The 23,748-nt window shown below is 64.6% G+C and carries 23 protein-coding genes and 2 pseudogenes; 13 read left to right on the top strand and 12 right to left on the bottom strand.

The features are described from left to right. Positions 1 to 701: 701 nt before the first annotated feature. Positions 702 to 1,952, bottom strand: coding sequence for an SAM-dependent methyltransferase (locus BcanWU425_RS23440; protein ID WP_204510984.1), 1,251 nt, complete (start codon positions 1,950 to 1,952; stop codon positions 702 to 704). A gap of 281 nt (positions 1,953 to 2,233) precedes the next feature. On the opposite strand from BcanWU425_RS23440, the gene BcanWU425_RS23435 reads away from it, so the two are divergent. Beyond that, the gene (locus BcanWU425_RS23435; RefSeq protein ID WP_204510985.1) at positions 2,234 to 3,262 is read left to right on the top strand and encodes a hypothetical protein; all 1,029 of its coding nucleotides are present in this window, start codon (positions 2,234 to 2,236) and stop codon (positions 3,260 to 3,262) included. Between the two features lie 26 nt (positions 3,263 to 3,288). Beyond that, positions 3,289 to 3,527 (top strand): annotated as a pseudogene (locus BcanWU425_RS23430) (PaaI family thioesterase); the annotation flags it as partial. Positions 3,528 to 3,564: 37 nt separating this feature from the next. On the opposite strand, the gene rplI reads toward BcanWU425_RS23430, so the two are convergent. The 4 genes from rplI to rpsF form a co-directional block, all read right to left on the bottom strand. Further along, a complete protein-coding gene (gene rplI / locus BcanWU425_RS23425) occupies positions 3,565 to 4,170 on the bottom strand; it encodes a 50S ribosomal protein L9 (RefSeq protein WP_007609316.1) in 606 nt (201 codons plus the stop codon). A 63-nt stretch (positions 4,171 to 4,233) separates the two neighbouring features. Then, positions 4,234 to 5,211 carry a hypothetical protein gene (locus BcanWU425_RS23420; protein ID WP_204510986.1) on the bottom strand — a complete coding sequence of 326 codons (978 nt, stop codon included), beginning with the start codon at positions 5,209 to 5,211 and terminating at the stop codon, positions 4,234 to 4,236. A gap of 128 nt (positions 5,212 to 5,339) precedes the next feature. After that, entirely contained in the window at positions 5,340 to 5,579 is a 240-nt protein-coding gene (rpsR, locus tag BcanWU425_RS23415) for a 30S ribosomal protein S18 (RefSeq protein WP_007592020.1), read from the bottom strand. Positions 5,580 to 5,584: 5 nt separating this feature from the next. Then, positions 5,585 to 6,100, bottom strand: a complete 516-nt coding sequence (rpsF, locus tag BcanWU425_RS23410; RefSeq protein ID WP_085352909.1) for a 30S ribosomal protein S6 — start codon at positions 6,098 to 6,100, stop codon at positions 5,585 to 5,587. 343 nt (positions 6,101 to 6,443) lie between these two features. Here rpsF and BcanWU425_RS23405 point away from each other — a divergent pair, with 343 nt between their 5' ends. From BcanWU425_RS23405 to gmk, 9 genes are all read left to right on the top strand, one after another. Then, complete coding sequence (locus tag BcanWU425_RS23405) at positions 6,444 to 7,148, top strand: TetR/AcrR family transcriptional regulator C-terminal domain-containing protein (RefSeq protein WP_204510987.1); 705 nt, start codon at positions 6,444 to 6,446, stop codon at positions 7,146 to 7,148. Positions 7,149 to 7,151: 3 nt separating this feature from the next. Next, the gene (locus BcanWU425_RS23400; protein WP_204510988.1) at positions 7,152 to 8,177 is read left to right on the top strand and encodes a fatty acid desaturase family protein; all 1,026 of its coding nucleotides are present in this window, start codon (positions 7,152 to 7,154) and stop codon (positions 8,175 to 8,177) included. Positions 8,178 to 8,364: 187 nt separating this feature from the next. Continuing rightward, positions 8,365 to 9,324, top strand: coding sequence for an ACP S-malonyltransferase (gene fabD, locus BcanWU425_RS23395; RefSeq protein WP_204510989.1), 960 nt, complete (start codon positions 8,365 to 8,367; stop codon positions 9,322 to 9,324). 102 nt (positions 9,325 to 9,426) lie between these two features. Further along, positions 9,427 to 10,164 carry a 3-oxoacyl-[acyl-carrier-protein] reductase gene (gene fabG / locus BcanWU425_RS23390; protein WP_085396013.1) on the top strand — a complete coding sequence of 246 codons (738 nt, stop codon included), beginning with the start codon at positions 9,427 to 9,429 and terminating at the stop codon, positions 10,162 to 10,164. A 307-nt stretch (positions 10,165 to 10,471) separates the two neighbouring features. Then, positions 10,472 to 10,711 carry an acyl carrier protein gene (locus tag BcanWU425_RS23385; RefSeq protein WP_006020277.1) on the top strand — a complete coding sequence of 80 codons (240 nt, stop codon included), beginning with the start codon at positions 10,472 to 10,474 and terminating at the stop codon, positions 10,709 to 10,711. 108 nt (positions 10,712 to 10,819) lie between these two features. Further along, on the top strand, positions 10,820 to 12,085 hold the full coding sequence (gene fabF / locus BcanWU425_RS23380; RefSeq protein WP_026233736.1) for a beta-ketoacyl-ACP synthase II: 1,266 nt from the start codon (positions 10,820 to 10,822) through the stop codon (positions 12,083 to 12,085). 125 nt (positions 12,086 to 12,210) lie between these two features. After that, positions 12,211 to 13,485, top strand: coding sequence for an endolytic transglycosylase MltG (gene mltG / locus BcanWU425_RS23375; RefSeq protein WP_204510990.1), 1,275 nt, complete (start codon positions 12,211 to 12,213; stop codon positions 13,483 to 13,485). A 118-nt stretch (positions 13,486 to 13,603) separates the two neighbouring features. Beyond that, positions 13,604 to 14,491 carry a YicC/YloC family endoribonuclease gene (locus BcanWU425_RS23370; RefSeq protein WP_018459114.1) on the top strand — a complete coding sequence of 296 codons (888 nt, stop codon included), beginning with the start codon at positions 13,604 to 13,606 and terminating at the stop codon, positions 14,489 to 14,491. A 3-nt stretch (positions 14,492 to 14,494) separates the two neighbouring features. Continuing rightward, the gene (gmk, locus tag BcanWU425_RS23365) at positions 14,495 to 15,154 is read left to right on the top strand and encodes a guanylate kinase (protein ID WP_018459113.1); all 660 of its coding nucleotides are present in this window, start codon (positions 14,495 to 14,497) and stop codon (positions 15,152 to 15,154) included. Here the strand turns inward: gmk and BcanWU425_RS23360 are convergent. The 5 genes and pseudogenes from BcanWU425_RS23360 to BcanWU425_RS23335 form a co-directional block, all read right to left on the bottom strand. Then, a complete protein-coding gene (locus tag BcanWU425_RS23360) occupies positions 15,087 to 16,298 on the bottom strand; it encodes a hypothetical protein (RefSeq protein ID WP_231188585.1) in 1,212 nt (403 codons plus the stop codon). The two genes, gmk and BcanWU425_RS23360, sit on opposite strands and share 68 nt — an antisense overlap. A 150-nt stretch (positions 16,299 to 16,448) precedes the next feature. After that, positions 16,449 to 16,937 (bottom strand): hypothetical protein, encoded by a 489-nt coding sequence (locus tag BcanWU425_RS23355; RefSeq protein WP_204510992.1) that lies wholly within the window; start codon positions 16,935 to 16,937, stop codon positions 16,449 to 16,451. A gap of 28 nt (positions 16,938 to 16,965) precedes the next feature. Continuing rightward, positions 16,966 to 18,311 (bottom strand): annotated as a pseudogene (locus tag BcanWU425_RS37440) (caspase family protein). A gap of 791 nt (positions 18,312 to 19,102) precedes the next feature. Further along, positions 19,103 to 19,714, bottom strand: coding sequence for a dioxygenase family protein (locus BcanWU425_RS23340; protein ID WP_026233735.1), 612 nt, complete (start codon positions 19,712 to 19,714; stop codon positions 19,103 to 19,105). Next, entirely contained in the window at positions 19,714 to 20,694 is a 981-nt protein-coding gene (locus BcanWU425_RS23335) for a Bug family tripartite tricarboxylate transporter substrate binding protein (RefSeq protein WP_085395982.1), read from the bottom strand. The genes BcanWU425_RS23340 and BcanWU425_RS23335 overlap by 1 nt, the downstream gene beginning before the upstream one ends. Positions 20,695 to 20,807: 113 nt before the next feature. Between BcanWU425_RS23335 and BcanWU425_RS23330 the strand changes: the two genes are divergently transcribed. Further along, complete coding sequence (locus tag BcanWU425_RS23330; RefSeq protein WP_018459107.1) at positions 20,808 to 21,800, top strand: LysR family transcriptional regulator; 993 nt, start codon at positions 20,808 to 20,810, stop codon at positions 21,798 to 21,800. Between the two features lie 166 nt (positions 21,801 to 21,966). Further along, a complete protein-coding gene (locus tag BcanWU425_RS23325; RefSeq protein ID WP_018459106.1) occupies positions 21,967 to 22,581 on the top strand; it encodes a hypothetical protein in 615 nt (204 codons plus the stop codon). Positions 22,582 to 22,644: 63 nt separating this feature from the next. Here BcanWU425_RS23325 and BcanWU425_RS23320 read toward each other — a convergent pair whose 3' ends face one another. Further along, the gene (locus tag BcanWU425_RS23320; RefSeq protein ID WP_018459105.1) at positions 22,645 to 23,346 is read right to left on the bottom strand and encodes a Crp/Fnr family transcriptional regulator; all 702 of its coding nucleotides are present in this window, start codon (positions 23,344 to 23,346) and stop codon (positions 22,645 to 22,647) included. A 17-nt stretch (positions 23,347 to 23,363) separates the two neighbouring features. Continuing rightward, positions 23,364 to 23,603 (bottom strand): hypothetical protein, encoded by a 240-nt coding sequence (locus BcanWU425_RS23315; protein WP_204510993.1) that lies wholly within the window; start codon positions 23,601 to 23,603, stop codon positions 23,364 to 23,366. Positions 23,604 to 23,748: the final 145 nt, after the last annotated feature.

Genomic DNA, 23,748 nt, shown 5'->3' with positions numbered 1-23,748 from the left:
TCAGCCCAAAGCGGAAGCAAAAGCTCGCCGCTATCAACCGATCATTAAAATGGTGGATGATTGACCGCCGCAGCACGCGCCGCGCTTGACGGATTTTCGTGGAACCAGGTCGCGGCCTAGATGCGGTCGTTACGCACCCCGGAAAACGCCCGATGAAGTGAACCTGACGGGTTGCCGGGCAGACATATCGAGACGCGCGCAAATGACGCACGGCGAGGCGCTTTTGGCTCGGTTTAGACCAGCAGGAGGTAGACCAGTGCAACCAGGGCCGCCCCGACGCCGGTAGCGATCAGGGCGTAATCGGTGCGGAGGTCGTCCTGCACGTCGAATGAGGTTTTGGTCTTGTTGCTCATGGCGACGGTCTAAGCCAGGGCCGACGAGACTTATGTGAAGCAGATCACATCTCCCCGGATTCTTTCGGGGGTACAGCCGGAACAGGTTAGCGGGCGGGGGGTTGTCTCCTGATCTGCCACCAGGGAACGAGGCAAGCGATGCGGCCAGAACGGCAGCCCTGGAATTGGCGAAGCGAAGCAGGCAGCCGACTTTGGCTGTCGGGGCTGATCGCGGCCATGGAGCACGCTGAGCGGCCGGAAGTGCGTCGGGAACCGGTCGCCCCTGAAATCCTGAAAGCGCTGCGGATGCAATTGGCCTTAACGGCCTCTTCCCCGTCCGCTCCGGTTTCGACCCTGCGCCACTAGGACTCATTCACCAGCCAGCTTCAGCCTCGGCGTGGCGCCGGCTTCGACGGCCCGCAGTCGGGCTTCTTCACGCGCGATGTAGTTGCGCGTCATCGGCACGACGCCCTGACGGCGGGTGAGTTGAATCTGGAAGTTCATCATATGCTGCTTGCGGAACGTCATCTCGCTGGCTGCTAGATAAAATTCCCACATCAGCGCGAAGCGCTCGTCATACAGCTGCACGGCTTCTTCGCGTCGCGCCATGAAGCGCTCGCGCCATGCCTTCAGGGTTTCGGCGTAATGAAGGCGCAAAATCTCGATGTCGCAGACCAGCAAGCCCGCCCGCTCGATCGCCGGCAGCACCTCCGAGAGGGCGGGGATGTAGCCGCCCGGAAAGATGTATTTGGCGATCCAGGGATTGGTGGAGTCCGGGCCCTGCGAACGGCCGATCGAGTGCAGCAACATGACGCCGTCCTTATCCAGCAGCTCGGCGCAGCGCCGGAAGTAGGTGTCGTAGAAGCGGGCGCCGACATGCTCCAGCATGCCGACTGAGACGATGCGGTCGAACGGACCGGCGATGTCGCGATAGTCCTGAAGCAGGAATTTGGCCGATCCGGTCAGGCCCTTTTCGGCTGCGCGCGCATTGGCGATCTGCAACTGCTCGGTCGACAACGTTATGCCGGTGACGTCAGCACCTGCGATCTCGGCGAGATAGAGCCCAAGTCCGCCCCAGCCCGAACCGATGTCGAGGACGCGCTGGCCGCTCTTGACGAGCAGCTTTGCGGCGACGTGCCGTTTCTTGGCAAGCTGTGCATCGTCGAGCGTGCTCTCCGGCGTCTCGAAATAGGCGCAGCTATATTGCTTGTCGGCGTCGAGGAAGAGCGAATAGAGCCTCGCATCGAGATCGTAATGATGTGCGACGTTGCGGCGGGATCGCGGGCGCGGATTGAACTGCTTCAGGTGCCGCACCAGATAGCGCAGGTGCCACCAGGGTTTTGCCCAGTGCGGCAACAGCTCGGGTTGACCGAGCAGGATCGCGAGAGCATCAGCTATGGTGCCATGCTCGACAATGAACTCGCCGTCCATATAGGCCTCGCCAAGCCCGAGCTCGGGATTGACGAGGATCTTCCGCTCTGCGTCCGCGGTGACGAAGCGGACTGCGACCGGTTCGCCCGAGCCGTCGCCGACGGTGAACTTCGAGCCCTTCGCCGTGGTCACCGTCATCGACCCGCGGCGGATGAATTGAGACAGGAATTGACGCAACAATCGGTCCATCGGCACCCATCCTCTCGAGCGAACCCGAAGAGATGCGACTAACCCGGCCTTTCACACCCTACGCCCGGGCATCTCAGCGGTTCCTATGCGCTTGCATCTAGATCTAGGGAGGTGTCCCGGGCCCGCTATTGCGCTGTGCTCAAAGCGGATATTCCAAAACCGCTTAATCACATCCTTGCGCGCGGTGCCTGCTTCCATTCGCGGCTCAATCGGATAAAAGGTGACCCGCCGCGGCGCCGCCTGCCGGCTGCACCTCTCGGAATTCAATGGAGATGATGGGAATGTCGAGCCGAGCGCTCAGCCTCGCGACGATCTTGCTTCTGATCGGCTTCGGCGCGACCGATACCGTTTTCGCGCAGGCGACGAACCTCGAGGCCGGCAAGGCCCCATCCCAGCTTTTCGCGCAGACCTGTAATGCATGTCACAAGAGCCCGCGCGGCCTTTTGAAAACAGTGGCGCCGGGCTCCTTGCCGGGCTTCCTGCGCCAGCATTACACGACCAGCCCCGACATGGCCGGCGTGCTTGCCTCCTACCTCGTCTCCAACGGGGCCACCGACACCCGCTTCCAGGCGAAGGACGGCCATAAGGACGGCAAGGACAAGAAGGACGGCGCCAAGGATAAGGACAAGGAAGCCAATACCAATCCCGCGCAGTCTCCTGAACATCAGGGCCGCCGGCAACGTTCCCAGGAGTCCGCCAAGCCGGAAGGCGAGGGTGCCGCTCCCGCGGCCGAGGGCGCGCGTCAGAAGCGCGCCGCGCGGCCGGCCGAAGAAGGAACGAAGGAAGGTGCGAAGCCCGAGGGCCAGGCTGTCCCCGAAGGGCGCAAGGCCAAGCGTCTCGGCAAGCGCGGCAAGCCGGGAAGTGATGAGGCGCCGAAGGTCGATGCCGCGGCGCCGACGGCAGACGACAAGAAGAGCGAGCCGAAGGTCGAGTCCAAGCCTGAGACAAAGCCCGAGACTGCGAAGGTGGATTCCGGCGAAGCTAAATCCGAAGGCAGCAAACCCGAAGGCAGCAAGCCGTCCGACAAGCCCGCCGAGGCCAAGCCGGAAAGCGCCAAGGTGGAGCCGCGCGGCAGCGAAGCTCCGGCGTTGCGGCCCGATCCGGTGCCGCAGGTGATGCCGGCCGCACCGTCCGCCGCGAAGCCCCCCGAGCCAGCTGCGCCCAAGGCGGCGGAAGAGGCTGCTCCCAAGCCCGCCGCGAGCGCCGAACCGCCAGCGAAGTCGCAGGAACCGGCGCCGCCCGCGACCGCTGCGACTCCACCGGCGCCAGCCGAATCGTCCGGTCCGCCGACGCCGCCGATTTCGCGATAGGCGACCACATTTTTAGACATGCGAAGGCCGCGCTCTCGCGCGGCCTTCGTCGTTTCGGCTACAAGCTCAATCTGTTGTCGCCCGCGGTCGGCGAGAAGCGGATCTGCCGGGCGAGGGTGATCAAGTCGGGCCGTCAGGTCTCCGTCGCCGCAGCCGGCGTTTTCTGCGTCAGCGCCGGGGTCGAGACCATACGGCGACGGCGCTCGCGTCGATCGCGATGCTGAGCAAGGATTGTGCCGCCACAACGAAAAACCCGGCCGCCTGAGGCGACCGGGCTTCGAAAGCCTGCGCGAACGCGAGGCTTACTTCTCGGTCTCTTCCGCGGCCGGCGCCGGCTCGGCGTCGTCCTGCAGGGCTTCCGGGTCGAAGAACTCGCCGGCGGCTGCGATCGCTTCGGCCGCAGCATCCCGGTCTTCGTTCCGGCTCGAGATGTCCTCGCCGCGGTTGATGCGCTCGGCCTCGTCCTGGCTGCGCGCCACGGTGACACTGATCTCGACCTCGACCTCGGGGTGGATGGCGACCGTGATGGTGTGCTTGCCGATGGTCTTGATCGGCGCATCGAGCTGAACCTGCGGGCGGGACAGCGAAACGCCGTCGGCTTCGAACGCCACGACGATGTCGCGCACGTTGACCGAGCCGAACAGTTGACCGGCTTCCGAAGCTTGACGGATCACGATGATGTTCTTGCCCTGGATCTTCTCGGCGACCTTGGACGCCTCGCCCTTGGACTCAAGGTTGCGAGCCTCGAGCTCGGCCTTCATGCCGTCGTACTTGGCACGGTTGTCGGCGGTGGCGCGCAGCGCCTTGCCGCGCTTGAGCAGGAAATTGCGGGCATAGCCGTCGCGAACCTTCACGACTTCGCCCATGTGACCGAGCTTGTTGACGCGTTCCAGCAAAATGACTTCCATATTCGTTCTCCTTTGATGTGTTGAGTGAGGTGGAATTTCGAACTTGAACTTTCGGACTTGAACTCAAGAGGTCGGCAGCGGCGGTGGCTGGCGCGTGCGAAGGAAGCGTTCGCGGAGGCCGAACACGGCATCGGCGAGGCCGAGGATCACCATCGCGATGACGGGCCATCCGAACACGACGACGACGGCGTAGGTCGAGCCGAGCCAGAAGGTGCGGCTCTTCAGCGCCAGCGTCAGCGTATGCAGCACGGCAAAGCCGGTCAGCGCGTACCCCATCATCAGCGCAGCCGTCGCGATTTGCGCCGCGATCGCAAGCAGTCCGCCGGTGAAGCAGAAGGCGAGCGCGACGCAGAGCGCCACGAGCGTCATCGGCGGCAGCTCCGCGGTCATCAGGTCCGGCCAGGGGCGCCGCAACCGGCCCGACGTCGCCGTCACCTTGGTGCTGAGCCAGAGGTTGAGGGTCAGCGTCATCATCGCAACGATGGTGGCACCCGCCGGCAAGATACGCACCAGTGCGCCGACGAATTGGTCGGTCTCGCCGGAGCTCTGCGGGTCGGCGGCGCGGAGGAGGCGCATCAAGCCACGGCGCAGCGTGCCGGTGATGGTCTCCGCGTCGGTGCCGATCGTGAGCAGCGCGGCGATCGTGGTCAGTGTGGCGAAGCCCGCGATCCACAGCAGGATACGGCCGACCGGATACCACTCCAGCGCAGGCTCGGTGGGCGGCTCGGCGGCGGGCTCCGGCGCGGCGGCTCCGACCGGCCGGCTGAGCAGGACGAGATGGCCGAGCCACCAGGCCGGCAATGCGACGGTGAGGGCGAAGGCGATGCAATAGGGCAGGCCGAACAGGGCGCCGAGGCCAAGCGCGGCGGCGATGCCGCCGAGGCTCGCGCAAAGCGGTCCCCAGCCGATCGAAGCGACCATCAGCGGCAGCGGTGCGAGATAGAACAGGACGAGCGAGATCAGCGCGCCCGAAATGATCGAGGCGAACATCAGGGCCGACGCAGCGCCGGCGATCAGGGCTATCAGTCCAAAGGCCATCATCAGCTGTCCCGCTCCCTTCGAGCGGTTAGAGGCATCTCGCCCCAACCATCGGCGACCGGACGACCCGGAAGCCTTATGAGAAACTAGGTCGTACGGCCGGCGGCGTGTCGCCGCCGGCCGTATTCGTCTTAGCGAATGACGTAGGGCAGCAGGCCCAGGAACCGCGCGCGCTTGATGGCGCGGGCAAGCTCACGCTGCTTCTTCGCGGACACCGCGGTGATGCGGCTCGGCACGATCTTGCCGCGCTCGGAGACGTAACGCATCAGCAGCTTGGAGTCCTTGTAGTCGATCTTCGGAGCATTCGCGCCCGTGAACGGGCAGCTCTTGCGGCGACGGAAAAACGGGCGGCGTGCACCAGCTTCAGCCATTGTTCTTACTCCCCATCCGTCGTGGTGGTGGTGGTGGTTTCAGCGTCTTCACGCGGACGGCGCGGACCGCGGTCACCGCGGAAGCCGCCGCCTTCACGATCGCCACCACGGAAACCACCCTCGCGGTCGCCACGGAAGCCACCGCCTTCGCGATCGCCACGGAAGCCGCCGCCACGGTCGTCACGCTCGCGGTCACGGTCGGCCTTGCGCATCATCGCGGACGGGCCTTCCTCGAGCTCCTCGACGCGGACGCTGAGATAGCGGATCACGTCTTCGCTGATGCGCTCCTGGCGCTCGATCTCGGCGATCGCCGCGGACGGCGCGTCGATGTTGAGCAGCACGAAATGCGCCTTGCGGTTCTTGTTCATGCGGTAGGTGAGGGAGCGTACGCCCCAATTCTCGGTCTTGGTGACCTTGCCGCCGAGACCTTCGACGATGCCGGTCATCTGCGCAGTCAGCTCTTCGACCTGCTGCGTGCTCGCGTCTTGGCGCGCGAGAAAAACATGCTCATAGAGAGCCATGGAAGTCCTTTCCTCATGTTGGCGCATCGCCCGGCGTCAAGCCCTTAAGAGGCCTTCGGAAAGGACTCTGGGATTAAGCTCAGAAGGCGGAAACACGGGACGACGGGCCGACTGGCCCTGCCACACCAAAATCACGAATGATTTGCTGAGACCGTCCGTTCAGCTCCCGGCCGGGGTCTGCGGATGGGCGCCTTATACGGATTTCGGCTGACTTGGCAAGGTTGCAGGCGCCGTTTCGGCGCGGGGATCGCAATGCGGGCGGCCGGATCCGCCGCCGACCATCATACCGGCTTGATTTATTTGTTTGTATATCATACAAATAAATCAAGCGGAGCGAGCTCCAATGGCAGAAAAGCCGGCCCACGAGCCCCTCAAGGAGGCAGGCGATCCCAAACACGCCGCCCGCGCCACGCGGTCGGCCGGCCGCAAAATGCGCTCGCTGCTGCTTGATGCCGCGAGCCCGCTGTTTCGGGAGCGGGGGCTGTCGGGTACGGCGATCACCGACATCGCGGCCGCTGCGAACGCGTTCCCGAGCCAGATCACCTATTATTTCCGTACCAAGGAGGCGCTGTTCGTCGAATGCGCCTGCCGCGAGCTGCTGTATCTGGCGCGGGCGACCGAGCAGGCGGCGCTGAAGGCGCGCGCGCCGCGGGATTATACCCACGCGCTGGCCGAGACCGTGACGACGAGCGATTCGGTGGCCTTCTTCGCCGAGGCGCTGACGCTGACGCGGCGGCGCCAGGATCTCGCGCCGCTGGTCGAGCGCACCATCGAGCGCCTGCACAGGGAAGGTGCGCGGGCCTATGCGAGCCAGGTCGCGCGGCACGGCTGGCGCTCCCTGCGCGCGCCCGACGAGAGTTCGCGGCGGTTCTGGGCCGTCGCCATCGGCGTCATCCTTGAGGGCTACGCCATGGGCCGTTCGCCCGAGGCGCTGTGCGCCGAGATGCTGCGCGTGCTGGGCGAACAGGCGAAATCCTCTGATGACACTGCGCGGCTGCGCCTCGTCGACGCGCGCGACGCATCGAGCAATTCGAATGAGGAGGATTAGGCCATGACTGCGCTTCGCATGCGTGCCCGCGATTTCCTGACCGACGAGCAACTTGCCGACGTGCGCCGGCGCGTGACCTGGAAAGGCGTCGCGCTGATCGCGCACGCCTGGGCGCTCATCATCGCGGCAATCGCCTTGGTCGCGTGGTGGCCCAATCCGATCACTTATGTGCTCGCCGTTGCCATCATCGGCTCGCGCCAGCTCGGGCTCGCGATCCTCATGCATGACGGCGCGCATGGCTGCCTGTCCCCCGACGAGAAGACCAATCTGACCCTAAGCCAGTGGTTCTGCGCCTATCCTTTGTTTGCGGAGACGCGCAGCTATCGGCGCTATCACCTTCAGCACCATGCGCGCACCCAGCAGGAGGACGATCCCGATCTCGTGCTGTCGGCGCCGTTTCCGATCACGAAGCTGAGCTATCGCCGCAAGTTCATTCGCGACCTCACCGGGCAGACCGGCTACCAGCAGCGCAAGGCGCAATTGCTCAACGCGCTCGGGCCGAAGGACTGGCCATCGCGGCAGCGCGCGGCGCATTTGTGGGAGAAGCTTGGCCCGCAATGTCTGGTCAATGGCGCGATGTTCGCAGCGCTCACGGCGGCCGGCGTGTGGTGGGCCTATCCGCTGCTATGGCTGCTGCCGCTCCTGACCTGGATGATGGTCATCACCCGCATCCGCAACATCGCAGAGCACGCGGTCGTACCTGACAGCAACGATCCCCTGCGCAATACCCGCACCACCTATGCCAATTTCCTCGAGCGCTTGTTCATCGCGCCGTACTACGTGAACTACCACCTCGAACATCATCTCCTGTTCTACGTGCCCTGCTACAATCTGCCGAAGGTGCACCGCTTGCTGAGTGAGAGCCGGCATGCGGGCCGGATGGAGGTGCAACCGAGTTACGCCGCCGTGCTGCGGCTTGCGACCGCGAAGCCGAACCGCGATGACCGGCCGGGGCAATTGGTCAACAGCGCGCGCCGTGCGCAGGCGGGGTCCGAGGTCGATGCCAACCAGACGGCTGGCGGATTCTAGGAACCCGTCACTCCGGTTGAAGGCTGCCAGTCGAAGGCTGATCGAAGTTCCCATCTTGGCTTGACATTCCGGCCCCGGACAGTGTCTACGGCCCCCTTTGGAGCTTGATCCGGAACCATGGCCTAAGGCCGCGAGTCATCGGCTGCCGGTTCTCGCAGGGATCACGCCCGACAAGCAGGGAGCGCCGATGACGGCAGCATTCACATTTCCGGGGCAGGGTTCCCAGGCGGTCGGCATGGGCAAGGCCCTGGCCGATGCCTTTCCGGTGGCGCGCGCCGTGTTCGACGAGGTCGATGCCGCGCTGGGGGAGAAGCTGACGGCGACCATCTGGGATGGTCCGGCTGAAACCCTCCAGCTCACCCAAAACGCCCAGCCGGCCCTGATGGCGGTGTCTATCGCCACCCTGCGGGTGCTGGAGGCCGAAGCCGGGTTTTCCGTGCGGCGGGATGCGGCCTTCGTCGCCGGCCACTCGCTCGGCGAATATTCGGCGCTGGCCGCGGCCGACAGCCTGACGATTTCCGACACGGCGCGGCTGCTTCGCATCCGCGGTCTCGCAATGCAAAAAGCTGTGCCGGTCGGCGTCGGTGCGATGGCCGCTCTGCTCGGCCTCGACTACGAGGCCGCCGTGGCGGTGGCGGAGGAGGCCGCTCAGGGAGAGGTCTGCCAAGCCGCCAACGACAATGGCGGCGGGCAAGTGGTCGTCTCCGGCGACAAGGCTGCGGTCGATCGCGCCGTCGAGATCGCCAAAACCAAGGGCGCTAAGCGAGCAATGCTGCTGCCGGTGTCCGCACCGTTCCATTGCAAACTGATGCAGCCGGCTGCCGACGCAATGGCGGAGGCGCTGGCCGGGGTCACGATCAAGGCGCCGGCCGCCCCGCTGGTGTCGAATGTGCTGGCGAGCGCGATCACCGATCCCGACGAGATCCGCCGGCGCCTGGTCGAGCAGGTCACCGGCACTGTGCGGTGGCGCGAGTCGGTTGCCTATATGGCGGGGCAGGGCGTCACCCGTTTCTTTGAGATCGGTGCCGGCAAGGTGCTGACGGGCCTGGTCAAGCGTATCGCAGACGGTGCCGTCGGCGTTGCGGTCGGTGGTCCCAACGACATTGCTGCTGCCCAAGATGCATTGGCTGCTGCCAAGCAGGCCTGAAGCGCGATAATTCGTCGTCGCGCGCGAGTTCTACAGTTGACGCACGACCCTTTCGGAAAACCGCTGCGCGCGTTTCCGGATCGTGCCTTGGAGGAGTTATCGATGTTCGATCTGACTGGCAAAAAGGCGCTCGTCACCGGCGCAACCGGCGGCATCGGCGGCGCGATCGCGCAGGCGCTGCACGCGCAGGGCGCCACCGTCGCGATATCGGGGACGCGCAAGGAAGTGCTGGATGAGCTTGCAGGCAAGCTCGGCGAGCGCACCCATGTGCTGCCCTGCAATCTCTCCAAAGTCGAGGAGGTCGAAGCGCTGGTGCCCGCTGCGGAGGCGGCGATGGGACAGGTCGACATCCTCGTCGCCAATGCCGGCATCACGCGCGACAATCTCTTCGTGCAGCTCCGTGACGAGGACTGGGAGGAGGTCATCAACATCAATTTGACCTCGACCTTCCGCCTTGCCCGCGCCGCAACCAAATTGATGATGCGCAAGCGCTTCGGCCGCATCATCGCCATCACTTCGGTGGTCGGCGTCACCGGCAACCCGGGGCAGGGCAATTATACTGCGTCGAAGGCAGGCCTGATCGGGATGATCAAGACGCTGGGTGCCGAATACGCCAAGCGCGGCGTCACCGCGAACTGCATCGCTCCCGGCTTCATCAAGACCCCGATGACCGATGCGCTCAACGACAAGCAGCGCGAAACGATTCTGACCAAGGTTCCGGCCAATCGCCTGGGGACGCCAGAGGACATCGCGGCGGCCGCCGTCTACCTGAGTTCGAACGAAGCGGCCTATGTCACCGGCCAAACCATCCACGTCAACGGCGGCATGGCCATGATCTGACGCCTCATGCCGCACCGCCCCTTGGGCAGCCGAATGCGGCAAACGGCCGTTTCCGGAGCGAAATGAGGCTTGTAGTCAACGCAATTGAAGTATGATAACCGGACCTTCAACGGATGGGCAAAGAACGCCATTGCAGGTTTTTGAAACCCTGTATATTGGCGATGCGGAGCCTTGGCCGTCATTCGCCGGGCCTGCATCGGTTAGGATGGGGCCAGATCAAAGTTCGTAAGCGAAGGCAGTCAACGACCACGACGGCTCGTATCGTCCCGGGGGGTCGGGTCTACAGGGAACAACACGAGGTTATGCAATGAGTGAGATTGGCGAGCGGGTTAAGAAGATCGTGGTCGAACACCTTGGTGTTGAACCCGAGAAGGTTGTCGACGCTGCGAGCTTCATCGACGACCTCGGCGCCGACAGTCTGGACACCGTCGAGCTGGTGATGGCGTTCGAAGAGGAATTCGGCTGCGAGATTCCGGACGATGCCGCGGAAACGATTCTCACCGTCGGCGACGCCACCAAGTTTCTCGAGAAGAACGCGAAGAGCTAACGCTCTTCATTTTCGCGGGGACAACATTGAAACCGGACGGACCGCCCAACAGCGGTCAGCCGGTTTCTTGTTATTGGCCGTGAATCTTTCGATGCGGAGTTTTCGGACATGAGGCGGGTTGTCGTTACGGGTCTTGGCATGGTTTCGCCACTCGGCTGCGGAGTCGAGCCGACCTGGAAGCGCATCCTCGACGGCGAAAGCGGCGCACGCAAAATCGAGAGCTTCGATGTCTCCGATCTTCAGACCAAGATCGGCTGCACGGTCGTGCGCGGCGACGGCACCAACGACACTTTCAATCCCGACATCTGGATGGAGCCGAAGGACCAGCGCAAGGTCGACGACTTCATCATCTTCGGCATGGCCGCAGCCGGCCAGGCGCTCGACGATGCCAACTGGCATCCCGAGACCGAAGAGGATAAATGCGCCACCGGCACCATGATTGGATCCGGCATCGGCGGCCTCAACGGTATCGCCGAGACTGCGGTCCTGCTGAAGGAACGCGGGCCGCGCCGGGTCTCGCCGTTCTTCATTCCGGGCCGCCTGATCAATCTCGCCTCCGGTTATGTCTCGATCAAGCATGGGCTGAAGGGGCCGAACCATTCGGTGGTCACGGCCTGCTCGACCGGCGCTCACGCGGTCGGCGATGCCGCCCGCCTGATCGCGCTCGGCGATGCCGACGTCATGGTTGCGGGCGGCGCGGAATCGCCGATCGGCCGCATCGGCATTGCCGGCTTCAACGCCGCGCGTGCACTCTCGACAGCCTTCAACGAAACGCCTGAGAAGGCCTCGCGTCCCTACGACAAGGACCGGGACGGCTTCGTGATGGGCGAGGGCGCCGGCGTTCTGGTCCTGGAAGAGCTCGAACACGCCGAGCGCCGCGGCGCGAAGATCTATGCCGAGGTGATCGGCTACGGTCTCTCGGGCGATGCCTACCACATCACCTCGCCGTCACCCGACGGCGACGGTGGCTTCCGCAGCATGGCGGCAGCGCTCAAGCGCGCCGGCCTCACCGCGTCCGATCTCGACTACATCAATGCGCACGGCACCTCGACACCGCTCGGTGACGAGATCGAGCTCGGTGCGGTCGAACGTCTGCTCGGCAATGCCGCTTCCAAGGTCGCGATGTCCTCGACCAAATCGTCGACCGGTCACCTTCTGGGTGCGGCTGGCGCGATCGAGGCGATCTTCGCCATTCTCGCGATTCGCGATAATGTCGTGCCACCGACCATCAACTTGGACAATCCATCGGTCGAGACTGCGATCGATCTCGTGCCGCACAAGGCGAAGAAGCGCGAGGTCAACGTCGCGTTGTCGAATTCTTTCGGTTTTGGCGGTACCAACGCGTCGGTGATCTTCCGGCGTCCGGTCCAATAGTTTGTGTTTGCGACGAATCCACCGTTTTGCCGTATTCGGCGATAGTCATACAAGTGGGCGCGTGTACTTGGCCAGACAAGCGATTGTCGGGTCGCATTTGAACCGGCAGGATTCAGGTTGCTTCGATGAGTGAAAGGCCGCCCATTTCGCCCCGGAGCCCGCGGGCAGCGCTCGAGCCCGAGCAGGTCCCGCCGCCGCCGAAGCGATCGGACCGCGCGCGCAATCCGTTCGTGATCGTCGGCAACGCCATCATCACCCTGCTGCTGATTGCAATGATCGGTGCGGGCGGCGTGTACTATTACGGCCGGCAGGTGCTCGAGGCGCCGGGACCGCTGAAGGAAGACAAGATCGTCAACATCCCGCAGCGCGCCGGCAAGCGCGACATCGCCGAGACGCTGAACCGGGAAGGCGTGACCGACGTCAATCCGTGGGCGTTCATTGCCAGCGTCGCTGCGTTGAAGGCGAGCTCGGACCTCAAGCCCGGTGAATACTCGTTCCAGAAGAACGCGTCCTTGCGCGACGTCATTGCCACAATCGTCGAGGGCAAGGTGGTGCAGCATGCCGTGACGATTCCGGAGGGCCTCACCTCCGAGCAGATCGTGGCGCGCCTGTCCGACAACGACATCTTCACCGGCAGCGTGCGTGAGCTGCCGCGCGAAGGCACGCTGCTGCCCGAGACCTACAAGTTCCCGCGCGGCACCCCGCGCGATCAGGTGATCCAGCGCATGCAGCAGGCGCACAAGCGCGTGCTGACCGAGATCTGGGAGCGCCGCAATCAGGACATTCCGGTCAAGAGTCCGGAGCAACTGGTGACGCTGGCCTCGATCGTCGAGAAAGAGACCGGCAAGCCTGACGAGCGCAGCCGTGTCGCCGCGGTGTTCGTCAATCGCCTGAAGCAGAGGATCAAGCTGCAGTCCGATCCCACGATCATCTATGGCCTCGTCGGCGGCAAGGGCACGCTCGGCCGTCCGATCAAGCGCAGCGAGATCACGCAGCCTTCGCCCTACAACACCTATGTCATCGAGGGCCTGCCGCCGGGCCCGATCTCCAACCCCGGCCGCGCCTCGCTCGAGGCTGCCGCCAACCCGGCCCGTACCCGCGACCTCTATTTCGTCGCGGATGGTACCGGCGGGCATTCCTTTACCGAGACCTACGACGCGCACCAGAAGAACGTCGCCAAGCTGCGCGCCATGGAAAAGCAGATCCAGAACGACACGGTCGAGCCGGCCGAGGACGCGCAGCCGCCGGCCGGCGCCGCGCCCGGCGCCGCCGATACGCCGACGGCGACGACGCCGGCACGCCCCAACCAGCAGAAGAAGCCGCCGGCCGCTCGCCCCGCGGGTCCGCCGCCGGCCCGACAAGGCGCGGTGCAGGCCTCGCCCCCGGTGGTGCAGCGCTAGGCCTGCGCGTAGACCTGCCCCGCGGGACTTTGCGGATTACATTTTCCTGCAAAATAGTCTTAAGATTCGCGTGGCTTGATGGCCGCGCGAATCCCGTGCTTCTGGAGAAATTGACCTGATGGCGTTGTCGTCCATGACCGGCTTTGCCCGAAGCCACGGCGCGAGTGGGCCGTATACGTTCGAATGGGAATTGAAGTCGGTCAATGCCAAGGGCTTTGACTTGCGGGTGCGGCTGCCGCAGGGGTTCGACGAGCTTGAGGCTCATGCCAAGAAGCGCGCCGCCGAGCTGCTCTCACGAGGCACCGTCTACGCCAATCTGACCGTCAAGCGGGCCAATGCAGCCACCAGCGTCCGCGTCAACGAGGACGTGCTCAACGCCGTCCTCAAGGCCGCCGCCGTGATCGCCGGCAAGGTCGATGCGGTCGCGCCGAGCGTCGACGGGCTTTTGGCCATCAAGGGGGTCATTGAGGTCGCCGAGCCCGAGGGCGACGAGGAGGAGGACAAGGCCGCGCGCGCCGCCGCCGCGGATGCCTTCGACAAGGCGCTCGCCGAACTCGTCGAGATGCGCAAGCGTGAGGGGACCTCGCTCGGGCAGATCCTGATCCAGCGCGTCGACGAGGTCGAGCAGCTGGCGAAGAAGGCGGAGGCCGCGCCGGGTCGCAAGCCCGAGGCGGTCAAGGCCAGGCTCGCCGAGCAGATCGCGAGCCTCCTCGACACCTCCGACCGTTTTGATTCCGACCGCCTGATGCAGGAAGCGATCCTGATTGCGACCAGGGCCGACATCCGCGAGGAGCTCGATCGGATCGCCTCGCACATCGCGCAGGCGCGCGAGCTGATCGGCAAGGGCGGCCCGGTCGGGCGCAAGCTCGACTTCCTGGCGCAGGAGTTTCACCGCGAAGTCAACACCTGCTGCTCGAAGTCGAACGACATCGAGCTGACCAATACGGGGCTCGCCATGAAGAACGTGGTCGAGCAGTTCCGCGAGCAGGTCCAGAATCTGGAGTGATCGATGACGATTGGCGGTCACGGAACTGATGGTGTCGAGCGGCGCGGATTGATGTTCGTGCTGTCCTCGCCGTCGGGCGCGGGCAAGACGACGCTGTCGCGCATGTTGATCGACCGTATGCCCGGCCTTCGAATGTCGGTGTCGGCGACCACGCGGGCGATGCGGCCGGGCGAGGTCGACGGCAGGGATTATTCGTTCGTCGACAAGGCTACCTTCGGCGCGATGGTGAAAGCCGACCAGCTGCTGGAATGGGCGACCGTGTTCGACAACAGTTACGGCACGCCGCGTGCGCCGGTCGAGGCGGCGCTGTCAGCCGGGCAGGACGTGCTGTTCGACATCGACTGGCAGGGCACGCAGCAGCTCCGAGAGAAGGCGCGCGCCGACGTCGTCAGCGTGTTCATCCTGCCGCCCTCGGCTGCCGATCTCGAGAAGCGGCTGCATTCGCGCGCGCAGGATTCCGACGAGGTGATCCGCAAGCGCATGAGCCGCGCCAGCCACGAGATGAGCCACTGGGCCGAGTACGACTACATCGTCATCAACCACGACGTTGACGAGGCCTTCGCCGAGGTGCAGTCGATCCTGAAGGCCGAACGCCTCAAGCGCGAGCGGCAGACCGGCCTCGTGGGCTTCGTGCGAGGTCTGCAAGGTCAACTTCAAGGCTAGTAGGCTGCGTCAGCCGCGGCCCGTCCTTCGCCAACCGTTCCAGCATCGTCGTGATCACGTCGATGTCGATGGCGTTCTCGACTCCCGCGTCGTCATGGCCGGCCGGCTCTTCGTCATTCACGTCGTTGGCCGCGAGCTGCGGTGCGGCGTCGATCTGGAATTCTCCGTTGAAGATATCGGCCTCGTCGAGCTCTGCGGCCTCGACGTGGACTTGGTCTTGCGCTTGCGGGGCGAGCTCGTCGATCACATCGATCTCGCGATCGATCGCGGCGAGCTGCGCGGTCTTGAGCTGGGTTGACTGCGGACGCAGGGCATCGAAATCCACCGGGCGGGGCTGCCGAGCGTGCGGCGCGCCGGCGGGCGCAGCGTTGAGCCAGGGTGCACGGCCATCGTCGTGATCGTGCGGCTCAAAATTGTCCCAGTTGACGCGGCGCTGGTCGGCGGCCTGGACGCGCATGCGTCCACCGGCGAAGCGGTAGATGACGCTGGCGAGGATGCCGGCAAGCGCCAGCGCGCCGCCGATCACGAGCAGCAGCATCTGGAGCGAGCCGGTCTGCTTGTCGGCGGTGCTGTCTGCCGCGGCCAGAGCCATCGGAGCAGGGGACTTCGCCGGCTTCGCGGTCGGCTGCGCGGCGGCCGCGACAGGTGCAGGCGACGGCTGCTCTGTGGGCGCGGCGGACGCCGTGGAGGCGTCGGGCCAGCGCCCGGCGACGGCGGGCTGCTGTGCGTTGGCGTCAGCGGAGGGGTTCGCAGCTTGCTGCGTCGGCGCCGGTCCCGCCTGTGCAGGCGTCTTCACGGCGGCGATGCTCTGCGGCGTCAGATATTCGGCGCGCGCGTCCTCGACCGAGTGCTGCTGCGGCACGGCTGAATCCGCTGCAGGCGTATCGGGCGCAGTCTGTGCGGTTTGGGTGGCCTTGCCGCCTTCGGCGCGCAGATACCAGCACTGCCGCTTGGTCGCGCGCTCGAGGCGATAATGCCAATGCTGGCCCTGCGGCGCGGCGCCCTTTGGCGAGCCAAGGCAGTCGCTCGCGGCATTTGCCGTGCTCGGTGGCGTCGATGCATTCTGCGACACGGCGGCAAGTGGCGCGCCGGCAATGATGCTGCCTACGAGGGCAGATAAGAATTTTGCGGTGCGGTTGCCCATCCTGGTCTCCCGATTACGCATGACGCAACTCGTTACCTTCCCTTTGTCGTCAAAGACTTGGGTGGCAATGAGCCGCAAATCCGGAGAGGATGTGGCCTGAATCGGGCTTGCGCGGCGTTCGTTCCCCCGCGAAACCAGACTTTTTCGCTGCTATTGCTTGGTCGAAGTCCAGGTTCCGCCGCAGCCGTCCGAGCGGCGGAAGGAACCGGAGCCGCTGCGGGCAGCGAGGCGGCCCGAGCCGGTAAAGGTCACGCCATCACCTTGACCGAACGTGCTGACCGCGCCGCTCGCGCTGACGGTACCCGTGACGCCTTGGCCTATGACCTTGCCCGAGGAGACCACGACCGCGCCGGACGTGGTGCCGCCGCAGCCGACGCTGACGACCATCCAGGCGCCGTCGAAACTCCCGCCACCGCCTCCACCACCGCGTCGCGAGGAGCTGCGCGGCTCCTCGGCGGGCTTGCTGCGACGCGCCGAGGGGGCCGGCTCGGCGGAACGATCCGACCGCGAGCCGGACAGCGATTTCTCGTCATTGCCGATCGAGCCGCCGGCGCTGCCGGACTGCGCAACGGCGGACGGTGGAGCGCCGACGGCGGACAGGAAGACGGTCAGGGCAATCGCAGGGATGATGGCGCGCATGAGTAAAAATCCAGAATGAAAAATCGTATCAGCGGCCGGAGCCGTCGGCACAGACGGAACCGATAATGCGGCAAGCTTTGCCAGCCTTGCCGCATTCGTCAAGCGCGGCATCTTTCGCGCGCTGCACGCTGTCGCGCTGGACCAGCGACCAGGATTTGTCGGAGATCGCGAACGCGCCGCAGCGGTTGCCATAGAAAGACAGCTCGATCGGACATTTGGCGCCGGCGCAATTGCCGCGCGCATCCGCCACCGCCGCGCGCCGCGAGGCGTGGTTCCAGGAGATGCCCCATTTGCTGCCGTCGGGGCCGTAGACGATCGAGCCCCATGGCTTCAGGTCCTCCATCTTGCGCATCCGCAACAGCAGGCCTTCGGTGGCTTCGCCCGTCGGCGCCATGGAAATCCGCTGCTGGAGTTTCGTGATCGCGCGGGTCAGTCCATCAGGGCTGTCAGGATCGAAATTGAGCTCGTAGAGCCGCTCGCTGAGTTCGCTCAGCAGGGCGGCATCGCGCAAGGGGACGCGGTCCGGATCGGCGCGCAGCCGATCCGCCGGCGGCGGATCGGGCTGCATCGCTGCGACCTGCGGCGGCGCGGTTTGCGTGGGGGCGACGAAATAGAAGGTGCCGTCGATCGGCGAGGACGACACCCAGGGCTGCTGCGCGCCGGACGTGGCGCGCTTCACCGCGAGGCCGACCTGGTTGAAGGTCTGGAACACGTCGAGGCCCGCGGTCCGGACCGTCGCGGCCAAGGCCTTGGTGTAGGGGCTGTGGCCGTCGCTGCCGTCCTGGGCGACGTTGCCGGGTTGGGTTGCGTAGGAGATCAGCGTGCCCTCGGGCGCGCGCATCTGCGCGAGGCCGCCATCGGAGGCGCGCAGGCCGCGTGAGCCGAAGGGGTTGTTGCGGCAGGCGTCCAGGATCACGAGGTTGAGGCGCGTGCCCGATCCTGCATCTGGCGCAGCACGAGGTTGACATCGGTCATCTGGAAGTCGACGTCGGCCTCGCGGGTCGGATTGGCGCCGACCGGCACGAGATAGTTGGCGCCCGAGACCTGCACGCCGTGGCCGGCATAATAGAACAGCGCGACGTCGGCGCCCTGCACCTGCCGGCCAAAGCTCTGCACCGCCAGATCCATCGCGCCCTTGTCAAGATCGAGCTGGGCGCGGCCTCCGACCAGCGTAAAGCCGAGCAGGCCAAGCGTGTCCGCCATCAGGCTCGCGTCCTTGGATGGATTGTCGAGCGGCGTGATGTTCTTGTAGGCGGAGTTGCCGACCACGAGCGCGATGCGCTTCTCGGCCGATGCCGGGTGCGTTGCGACGACGAGCAGGGCTGCGACCAGCATCGCCAGCCCCGGGACGCGATTGAAAATCCTCGCGCGCATCAAAATTCCCCAAACAATATCGCCATTCTACCAGCTCGAGGCGCGGGCGAAAAGCGGTGCGACAGTGTGTACAGCGTTGGCCGGTCGCGCCGGGGAGGGCGCACGCTTGCGCGTTCCCGCGGCAGATTCTGCCCGAACCTTGCTGCCGTTCATCGCCCAACTGGAGGCCAAAGGGCGCAGGGAAGGTCGGGCGCCGGCGGCACCCGTTGGTCCGTGCGCTACAGGAATGCACACGGGGTGGACCGATAGGGTGGCCGATCGCCCGGCCTTCCCTGCGCGGATGGTTTTAACGGTGTCCTTCGTGCTCTCCCCGGGGAGCGATGCACTATTGCCCCCGTCGCCTGGCCGATCGATGATGCGCGCGCCCGGTCGGGCCGCCACATCACCGCGAGGCTTGACGCACAGACCCCGGGCGTCAGGACCACACGACTTCTCCATCCGCGGACGGTCCGGCCGAAATCATCGAGGGCTTGCGTGTGCTCACCCCCGATGACCGACAAGCCCGCTCTCCAGCGCCGTGTCGTACGCGTCGCGCGAGGACTCACGGTTGCCCGCCCTGTCGTCACGCCGCCCGCGCCGTCGCTGCCGCGTCCACCGCCACCCGGCCCGCATGTCGTGACGGTCGCGAACGCCCCTTTGGCAGGGCCAGGATGACGGGCGTATGCCACAAATCCGAAATTCGGAAAAGCGAAATATTTTTGCGCGGAGGCCTTGACGGGGGTGTTTTGCCCGACGCGTCAGCGCCGGTGGCGAACGACCCAAATCGGGCTTGGAGCCACCTGAAACGCTTGTCATCCGCTGGCAAGAACAATGTCGAAATGCGCGATCAACGCATGCCTCTCAAGGCGTGATGGCGAATTTTGCAGAGTAACGATTAACCTTTCCGGATGCGGGGCCGCATTGAGCCAGCGGTCGGTCACGTTTTCTTCTTCGCCAGCGAAATACAACTGGGTCACCAGGCAATCGAACCGCCCCTCAACGGTGAGATGAATGTGCGGCGGCCTGACCTCGCCCTCTGCTGTCGGATAGCGGCCCGGTTTGACGGTACGAAAGCTGTAGTGCCCGGCCGCATCCGTTGTGAGACGCGCGAAGCCTTTGAAATTGGGATCGAGCGGCGCCGGATTGATATCACTCGGATGACGATATTTCCCCGCCGCGTTGGCTTGCCAGATGTCAATGCGTGCATGCGGCACCGGCGCTCCCGAACGCGTGAGCACGCGTCCGCTGAGATGGATGAGCTGGCCCAGCGCCTCAGCGGTGCTGCCGCTTGGACGCGCCAGATCGGTTGCCAGATCGGGGTGCTCCGAGACCGGGTAGAACGGGCCGACAATCTGCGGCGGCGTGATCGCCAATGCTGCTGCATCGCGGCCACTCGTCTGGGCTTTGGATGGGGTCTGGCTCATCAAGGCAGCTTGATATCCGCATCCTTGACGACCTTGGCCCAGTGGGCGATGTCACTCCGGATTCCCTCACCAAATTCTGCGGCGGTGCCACCCACGGCTACGGCTCCTATCTTGTCGAGGGAAGCGCGGATCTTCGGCTCGAGAAGTACCTTGTTAATTGCCTTGTTGAGCTGCGACGTTACTTCCGCAGCCGTTCCACGCTTCGCTGCAAAGCCGATCCAATCGGCTGTCACCAGATCGGGAAAGCCTGCCTCGATCACAGTGGGAATGTCTCCCAGGGCAGCAATCCTGGTGGGGGCGGTGACGGCAAGCGCTCGCAACTTGCCGGTCGCAATGAGGTCAATAACCGGAAGCGTGGTGACAAACATGTATTGGACGTTGCCGCTGATCAGATCGGTGATTGCTTGGGAAAACTGCTGGTAGGGCACGTGGGTGGCGCGCACGCCCGCCTGCAATGCAAACATTTCGCCGATCAGGTGCGAGGGGGTGCCGAAGCCCGCGGAAGAGAAGTTGAGCTTCCCTGGCTTGCTCTTGAGCAACGCCACCAGACCGGCTAACGAGTCGACCGGCAAGGAAGGCGTTGTAACGAGCACGGTGTAGGATTTCGATATCTTGATCACCGGATCGAAATCCACATCCGCCCGTGTCTCCGCCTTCGGAAGCAGGGCCGGGGTGACCGTCATCGGAAGGCTCATGGTCAGCAGTGTATAGCCGTCCGCCGGACGACCGCTCACGTCGTTCATGGCAATGGTCTGCAGCGCACCGGGGCGATCTTCCACCACAAGTCGCCAGCCTTCATTGGCCGCGAGCTCGTCGGCGATCATGCGGCTGATGATGTCGGGCGGTGTCCCCGCGCCGGCAGGGACGACAACACGTATGAGATTGGACGGATAAGGCTGCGCGGCGACCTTGCCGGGCAGCAACAATCCCGCGAGGCTTCCGAGCAGGAAGGTGCGACGGGGTACGTGAATGTTCGACATGGCTGCTCCAATCCTTGGCGGTGGAGGGTAACGCGAATTGCAGCTTGTCCCGCGGACCTATATAAGAAAAGTTCTATTTCTCGATAGTTCTATTCCATTTCGGAAAGGGTCGCATGCTCGATGCATCCCAGATCAGCCGTCGGATCAAGCTGCGGCAACTGAACGTGTTTATCGCCGTCGTGGAATACGGGAGCATGGCGAAGGCGGCCGAGCACCTAGCAATTTCTCAGCCTGTCATATCCAAGATGATCGCAAGCCTGGAGCAAACGATCGGCCTTCCGCTTCTGGAGCGCAGCCGGCTCGGCGTTGAGCCCACGCTTTACGGCAAGGCCTTGCTCAAGCGCAGCATTGCTTTGTGCAACGATTTGCGGAGTGGCGTCGACGAGCTGCAATCGCTCGCTGATCCCGCGGTGGGTGAATTGCGCATTGGCAGCACCGAGCCCGTGATGGCCGGACTACTGCCGGCCATCATTGACCGGCTATCCCGGCAATATCCGAGGCTCGCGCTTCACATCATCGAGGGCGAACCGCCGGAGCTTCAGGATCGTCATCTGCGCAATCACGACATCGACCTCATGATAGGGCGCCTGCCGAGCCCGACACCGGCTGCCGATACCGATGTCGAAGTGCTGTTGCACGAAAGCGGTGTCGTTGTCGCAGGCTTGCACAGTCCGTGGGTGGGGCGGCGCAAGATCCGCCTCGACGAGCTGGTCAACGAGCGTTGGTGCCTGCCGCCGCGCGAAAGCTTTCCGGGCGGCTGGATTGCCAACGCATTTCACGCCTCCGGGCTGGAGGTGCCACGTGCCAGCGTAACCGTGTATTCGATCCTTATGCAGTCGGCGTTGCTCTCGTCGGAACGATTCCTGAGTTTCCTTCCGGCATCGATGTTGCACTTCAGCGCGAAGCGGCTGTCGATGAAGGTTTTACCGGTGGAAATGCCTATTCAGATGTGGCCGATCGGGATCATTGCGATGAAGGGCAGAACGCCAAACCCTGCTCAGCGGCTGCTCGTCGAGTGCGCCCGGGAGGTCGCAAAGCCGCTCGCAGGTAAGCGAAACGCGCGTCGTTCCGCTCCTGCGCGGCCATCGTCGGCTACCCCGGGGTAAGGCGCTGGCCGGGCGAGCGCAGCGAGCATTCCGGAGTGCTGCCGCGGAACGATTTCTGGAATGCTTGTCTTCGCCGGAAATGACGCCGAGGAGATGGCGGTCCAACCGGATCACCTCGGGAAACTTATGCTTCCGGCCGTCGTTTAATTGCGGCTGAGGAGACGCCATGCCGATCAAGGACCAGATCAAAAATCTCGCCAAGAAGTTCGTTGAGGATCACCCCGACGCGGCAACGCTGCGGGCGCTCGTGCGGGCTCGGAAGCCGACAGCCATCCGTTTCCAGGACGATGGCATCGTGCCGAATAACCCGCATTTTCCCGTCTTGCTCTATCGCGGCGCGGTGAACCTGAAGACCCGGCGTTTTGCTCCAGAGGTCATCATCGACACGCTGTTCGATCGTCACGGTTGGGGCCGCTCTTGGCGCGATACGGTTTATGACTTTGTCCACTATCATTCGCAGATCCACGAAGTGATGGGCGTGGCACGCGGCACGGCCAGGATCGAGTGCGGCGGGATCAAGGGGCGAATCCTGAGCGTGAAGGCCGGAGATGTTCTGGTCCTTCCCGCAGGCACCGGACACCGACTGATCGAGTCCAGCCGGGACTTCCTGGTCGTCGGAGCGTATCCGCAGGAGGGGACGTATGACGAGTGCACCGACACGCGAGAGCGTCCTGACGCCAGCAAACGCGTCGCCAAGGTCCGCAAGCCGAAGACCGATCCCGTGCTGGGTGCCGGCGGCCCGTTGCTCAAATCATGGCGGATAAAGCCATCGCGATCGTGAGGCGGGGGATCGCTTTTGCTGTGCCGGTTCGAATGTCGTTCGTTGGGACGCCGCCCGTCTTTGTCAGGTCAGATAATCCGGCGTGAAATCCGCGAGCGCGCGGAGCTCGTCGGGTTGCAACAGCTCGATCTCGCTTCCCTCCCAGGCAATCAATCGGCGCCCTCTCAGCTCCTGGATGGTGCGATTGACGTGGACGATCGACAGTCCGCAGGCATCGGCGACGTGCCGCTGCGTCATCGGCATCTGGAAGCGGCCGTTCTTGACGAGGCCCACGACCTCCAGCCTTGCGGCGAGCTCGCAGATCAGATGGGCCACCTTCGGCAGTGCCGCCTGTGCGCCGAGGCGCGCGATCCATTGTCGCGAGATCGCCGCATCGATCAGCGTCTCGCGCCAGAACGCGCGGGTCAGGTGAATGGAGCCGTCGAGCAGCTGCTTGAGTTGGCTGTGTGCGACGTAGCCGACGAGGGAAGGGCCAAGACCGACGAGGTCCGCATCCATCGGCGAGACCAGCAGCGTGTGGAGGCACGGCATGTCGCCGGGAACGTGGAAGGCGAGGATCTGGCTGCGATCGCCGACGATGCGCGCCTGATAGAGGAAGCCGCTGACGACGAAAACGCAGCGAGAGGTATCTTCACCCTGGCGCAGCAGGGTCTCGCCGTCGGAGACCTGGCGCAGCGTGGACGGCAGAGCCGCGATCTGGCGGCGTTCGTCGTCGGAGAGGCCTTCAATCGCCTGGAGATGTGCGATGAACTTGGGGTGCGGCATGGAGAGGAGGAGGTGTTTCAGTCGTCACCCGGCATCGCCGGCTCGAGCAGGCATCGTGAGAGTTTCGCGATGGTCCAATCGGACACGGGAACCGCCTGGAACTCGCGGATGGCGCGCGCAAGCTCCTGATCCGACATCGGCCGCGCCGGCTCCTTCAGCGTGCCTCGCTCGAAGGCAGCGCTGATACTGTCCAGGTGCTCGCCCGACTCCGATGCGAACAGGTGGCGAATGCGCTTCAGGATCGTCGTAGAGCTCATGCGAATGGCGGGCGCAGTCAGCGATCGAGGGACGGTGGGCTGCGACCAAGTAATGTCGCAGACCGGTAGCAACCTGTGCTTCCGACCCGCGTTCTAGTCCGCTGGATACGGGCCAGATGTATCATTTGATCGAACCGGCAGGATT

Source organism: Bradyrhizobium sp. WU425, assembly GCF_021052305.1.
In the GTDB taxonomy this organism is placed as follows: Bacteria; Pseudomonadota; Alphaproteobacteria; order Rhizobiales; family Xanthobacteraceae; genus Bradyrhizobium; species Bradyrhizobium canariense_D.
The sequence above is the reverse complement of the archived record's forward strand: the minus strand, read 5'-3'. Positions and strand labels throughout refer to the sequence as shown.

What these genes read in the sequence shown, in the direction of transcription:
- BcanWU425_RS23440 (WP_204510984.1), bottom strand. Translation starts at nt 1,952, where the DNA reads ATGGACCGATTGTTGCGTCAATTCCTGTCTCAATTCATCCGCCGCGGG.
- BcanWU425_RS23435 (WP_204510985.1), top strand. Translation starts at nt 2,234, where the DNA reads ATGTCGAGCCGAGCGCTCAGCCTCGCGACGATCTTGCTTCTGATCGGC.
- rplI (WP_007609316.1), bottom strand. Translation starts at nt 4,170, where the DNA reads ATGGAAGTCATTTTGCTGGAACGCGTCAACAAGCTCGGTCACATGGGC.
- BcanWU425_RS23420 (WP_204510986.1), bottom strand. Translation starts at nt 5,211, where the DNA reads ATGATGGCCTTTGGACTGATAGCCCTGATCGCCGGCGCTGCGTCGGCC.
- rpsR (WP_007592020.1), bottom strand. Translation starts at nt 5,579, where the DNA reads ATGGCTGAAGCTGGTGCACGCCGCCCGTTTTTCCGTCGCCGCAAGAGC.
- rpsF (WP_085352909.1), bottom strand. Translation starts at nt 6,100, where the DNA reads ATGGCTCTCTATGAGCATGTTTTTCTCGCGCGCCAAGACGCGAGCACG.
- BcanWU425_RS23405 (WP_204510987.1), top strand. Translation starts at nt 6,444, where the DNA reads ATGGCAGAAAAGCCGGCCCACGAGCCCCTCAAGGAGGCAGGCGATCCC.
- BcanWU425_RS23400 (WP_204510988.1), top strand. Translation starts at nt 7,152, where the DNA reads ATGACTGCGCTTCGCATGCGTGCCCGCGATTTCCTGACCGACGAGCAA.
- fabD (WP_204510989.1), top strand. Translation starts at nt 8,365, where the DNA reads ATGACGGCAGCATTCACATTTCCGGGGCAGGGTTCCCAGGCGGTCGGC.
- fabG (WP_085396013.1), top strand. Translation starts at nt 9,427, where the DNA reads ATGTTCGATCTGACTGGCAAAAAGGCGCTCGTCACCGGCGCAACCGGC.
- BcanWU425_RS23385 (WP_006020277.1), top strand. Translation starts at nt 10,472, where the DNA reads ATGAGTGAGATTGGCGAGCGGGTTAAGAAGATCGTGGTCGAACACCTT.
- fabF (WP_026233736.1), top strand. Translation starts at nt 10,820, where the DNA reads ATGAGGCGGGTTGTCGTTACGGGTCTTGGCATGGTTTCGCCACTCGGC.
- mltG (WP_204510990.1), top strand. Translation starts at nt 12,211, where the DNA reads ATGAGTGAAAGGCCGCCCATTTCGCCCCGGAGCCCGCGGGCAGCGCTC.
- BcanWU425_RS23370 (WP_018459114.1), top strand. Translation starts at nt 13,604, where the DNA reads ATGGCGTTGTCGTCCATGACCGGCTTTGCCCGAAGCCACGGCGCGAGT.
- gmk (WP_018459113.1), top strand. Translation starts at nt 14,495, where the DNA reads ATGACGATTGGCGGTCACGGAACTGATGGTGTCGAGCGGCGCGGATTG.
- BcanWU425_RS23360 (WP_231188585.1), bottom strand. Translation starts at nt 16,298, where the DNA reads ATGGGCAACCGCACCGCAAAATTCTTATCTGCCCTCGTAGGCAGCATC.
- BcanWU425_RS23355 (WP_204510992.1), bottom strand. Translation starts at nt 16,937, where the DNA reads ATGCGCGCCATCATCCCTGCGATTGCCCTGACCGTCTTCCTGTCCGCC.
- BcanWU425_RS23340 (WP_026233735.1), bottom strand. Translation starts at nt 19,714, where the DNA reads ATGAGCCAGACCCCATCCAAAGCCCAGACGAGTGGCCGCGATGCAGCA.
- BcanWU425_RS23335 (WP_085395982.1), bottom strand. Translation starts at nt 20,694, where the DNA reads ATGTCGAACATTCACGTACCCCGTCGCACCTTCCTGCTCGGAAGCCTC.
- BcanWU425_RS23330 (WP_018459107.1), top strand. Translation starts at nt 20,808, where the DNA reads ATGCTCGATGCATCCCAGATCAGCCGTCGGATCAAGCTGCGGCAACTG.
- BcanWU425_RS23325 (WP_018459106.1), top strand. Translation starts at nt 21,967, where the DNA reads ATGCCGATCAAGGACCAGATCAAAAATCTCGCCAAGAAGTTCGTTGAG.
- BcanWU425_RS23320 (WP_018459105.1), bottom strand. Translation starts at nt 23,346, where the DNA reads ATGCCGCACCCCAAGTTCATCGCACATCTCCAGGCGATTGAAGGCCTC.
- BcanWU425_RS23315 (WP_204510993.1), bottom strand. Translation starts at nt 23,603, where the DNA reads ATGAGCTCTACGACGATCCTGAAGCGCATTCGCCACCTGTTCGCATCG.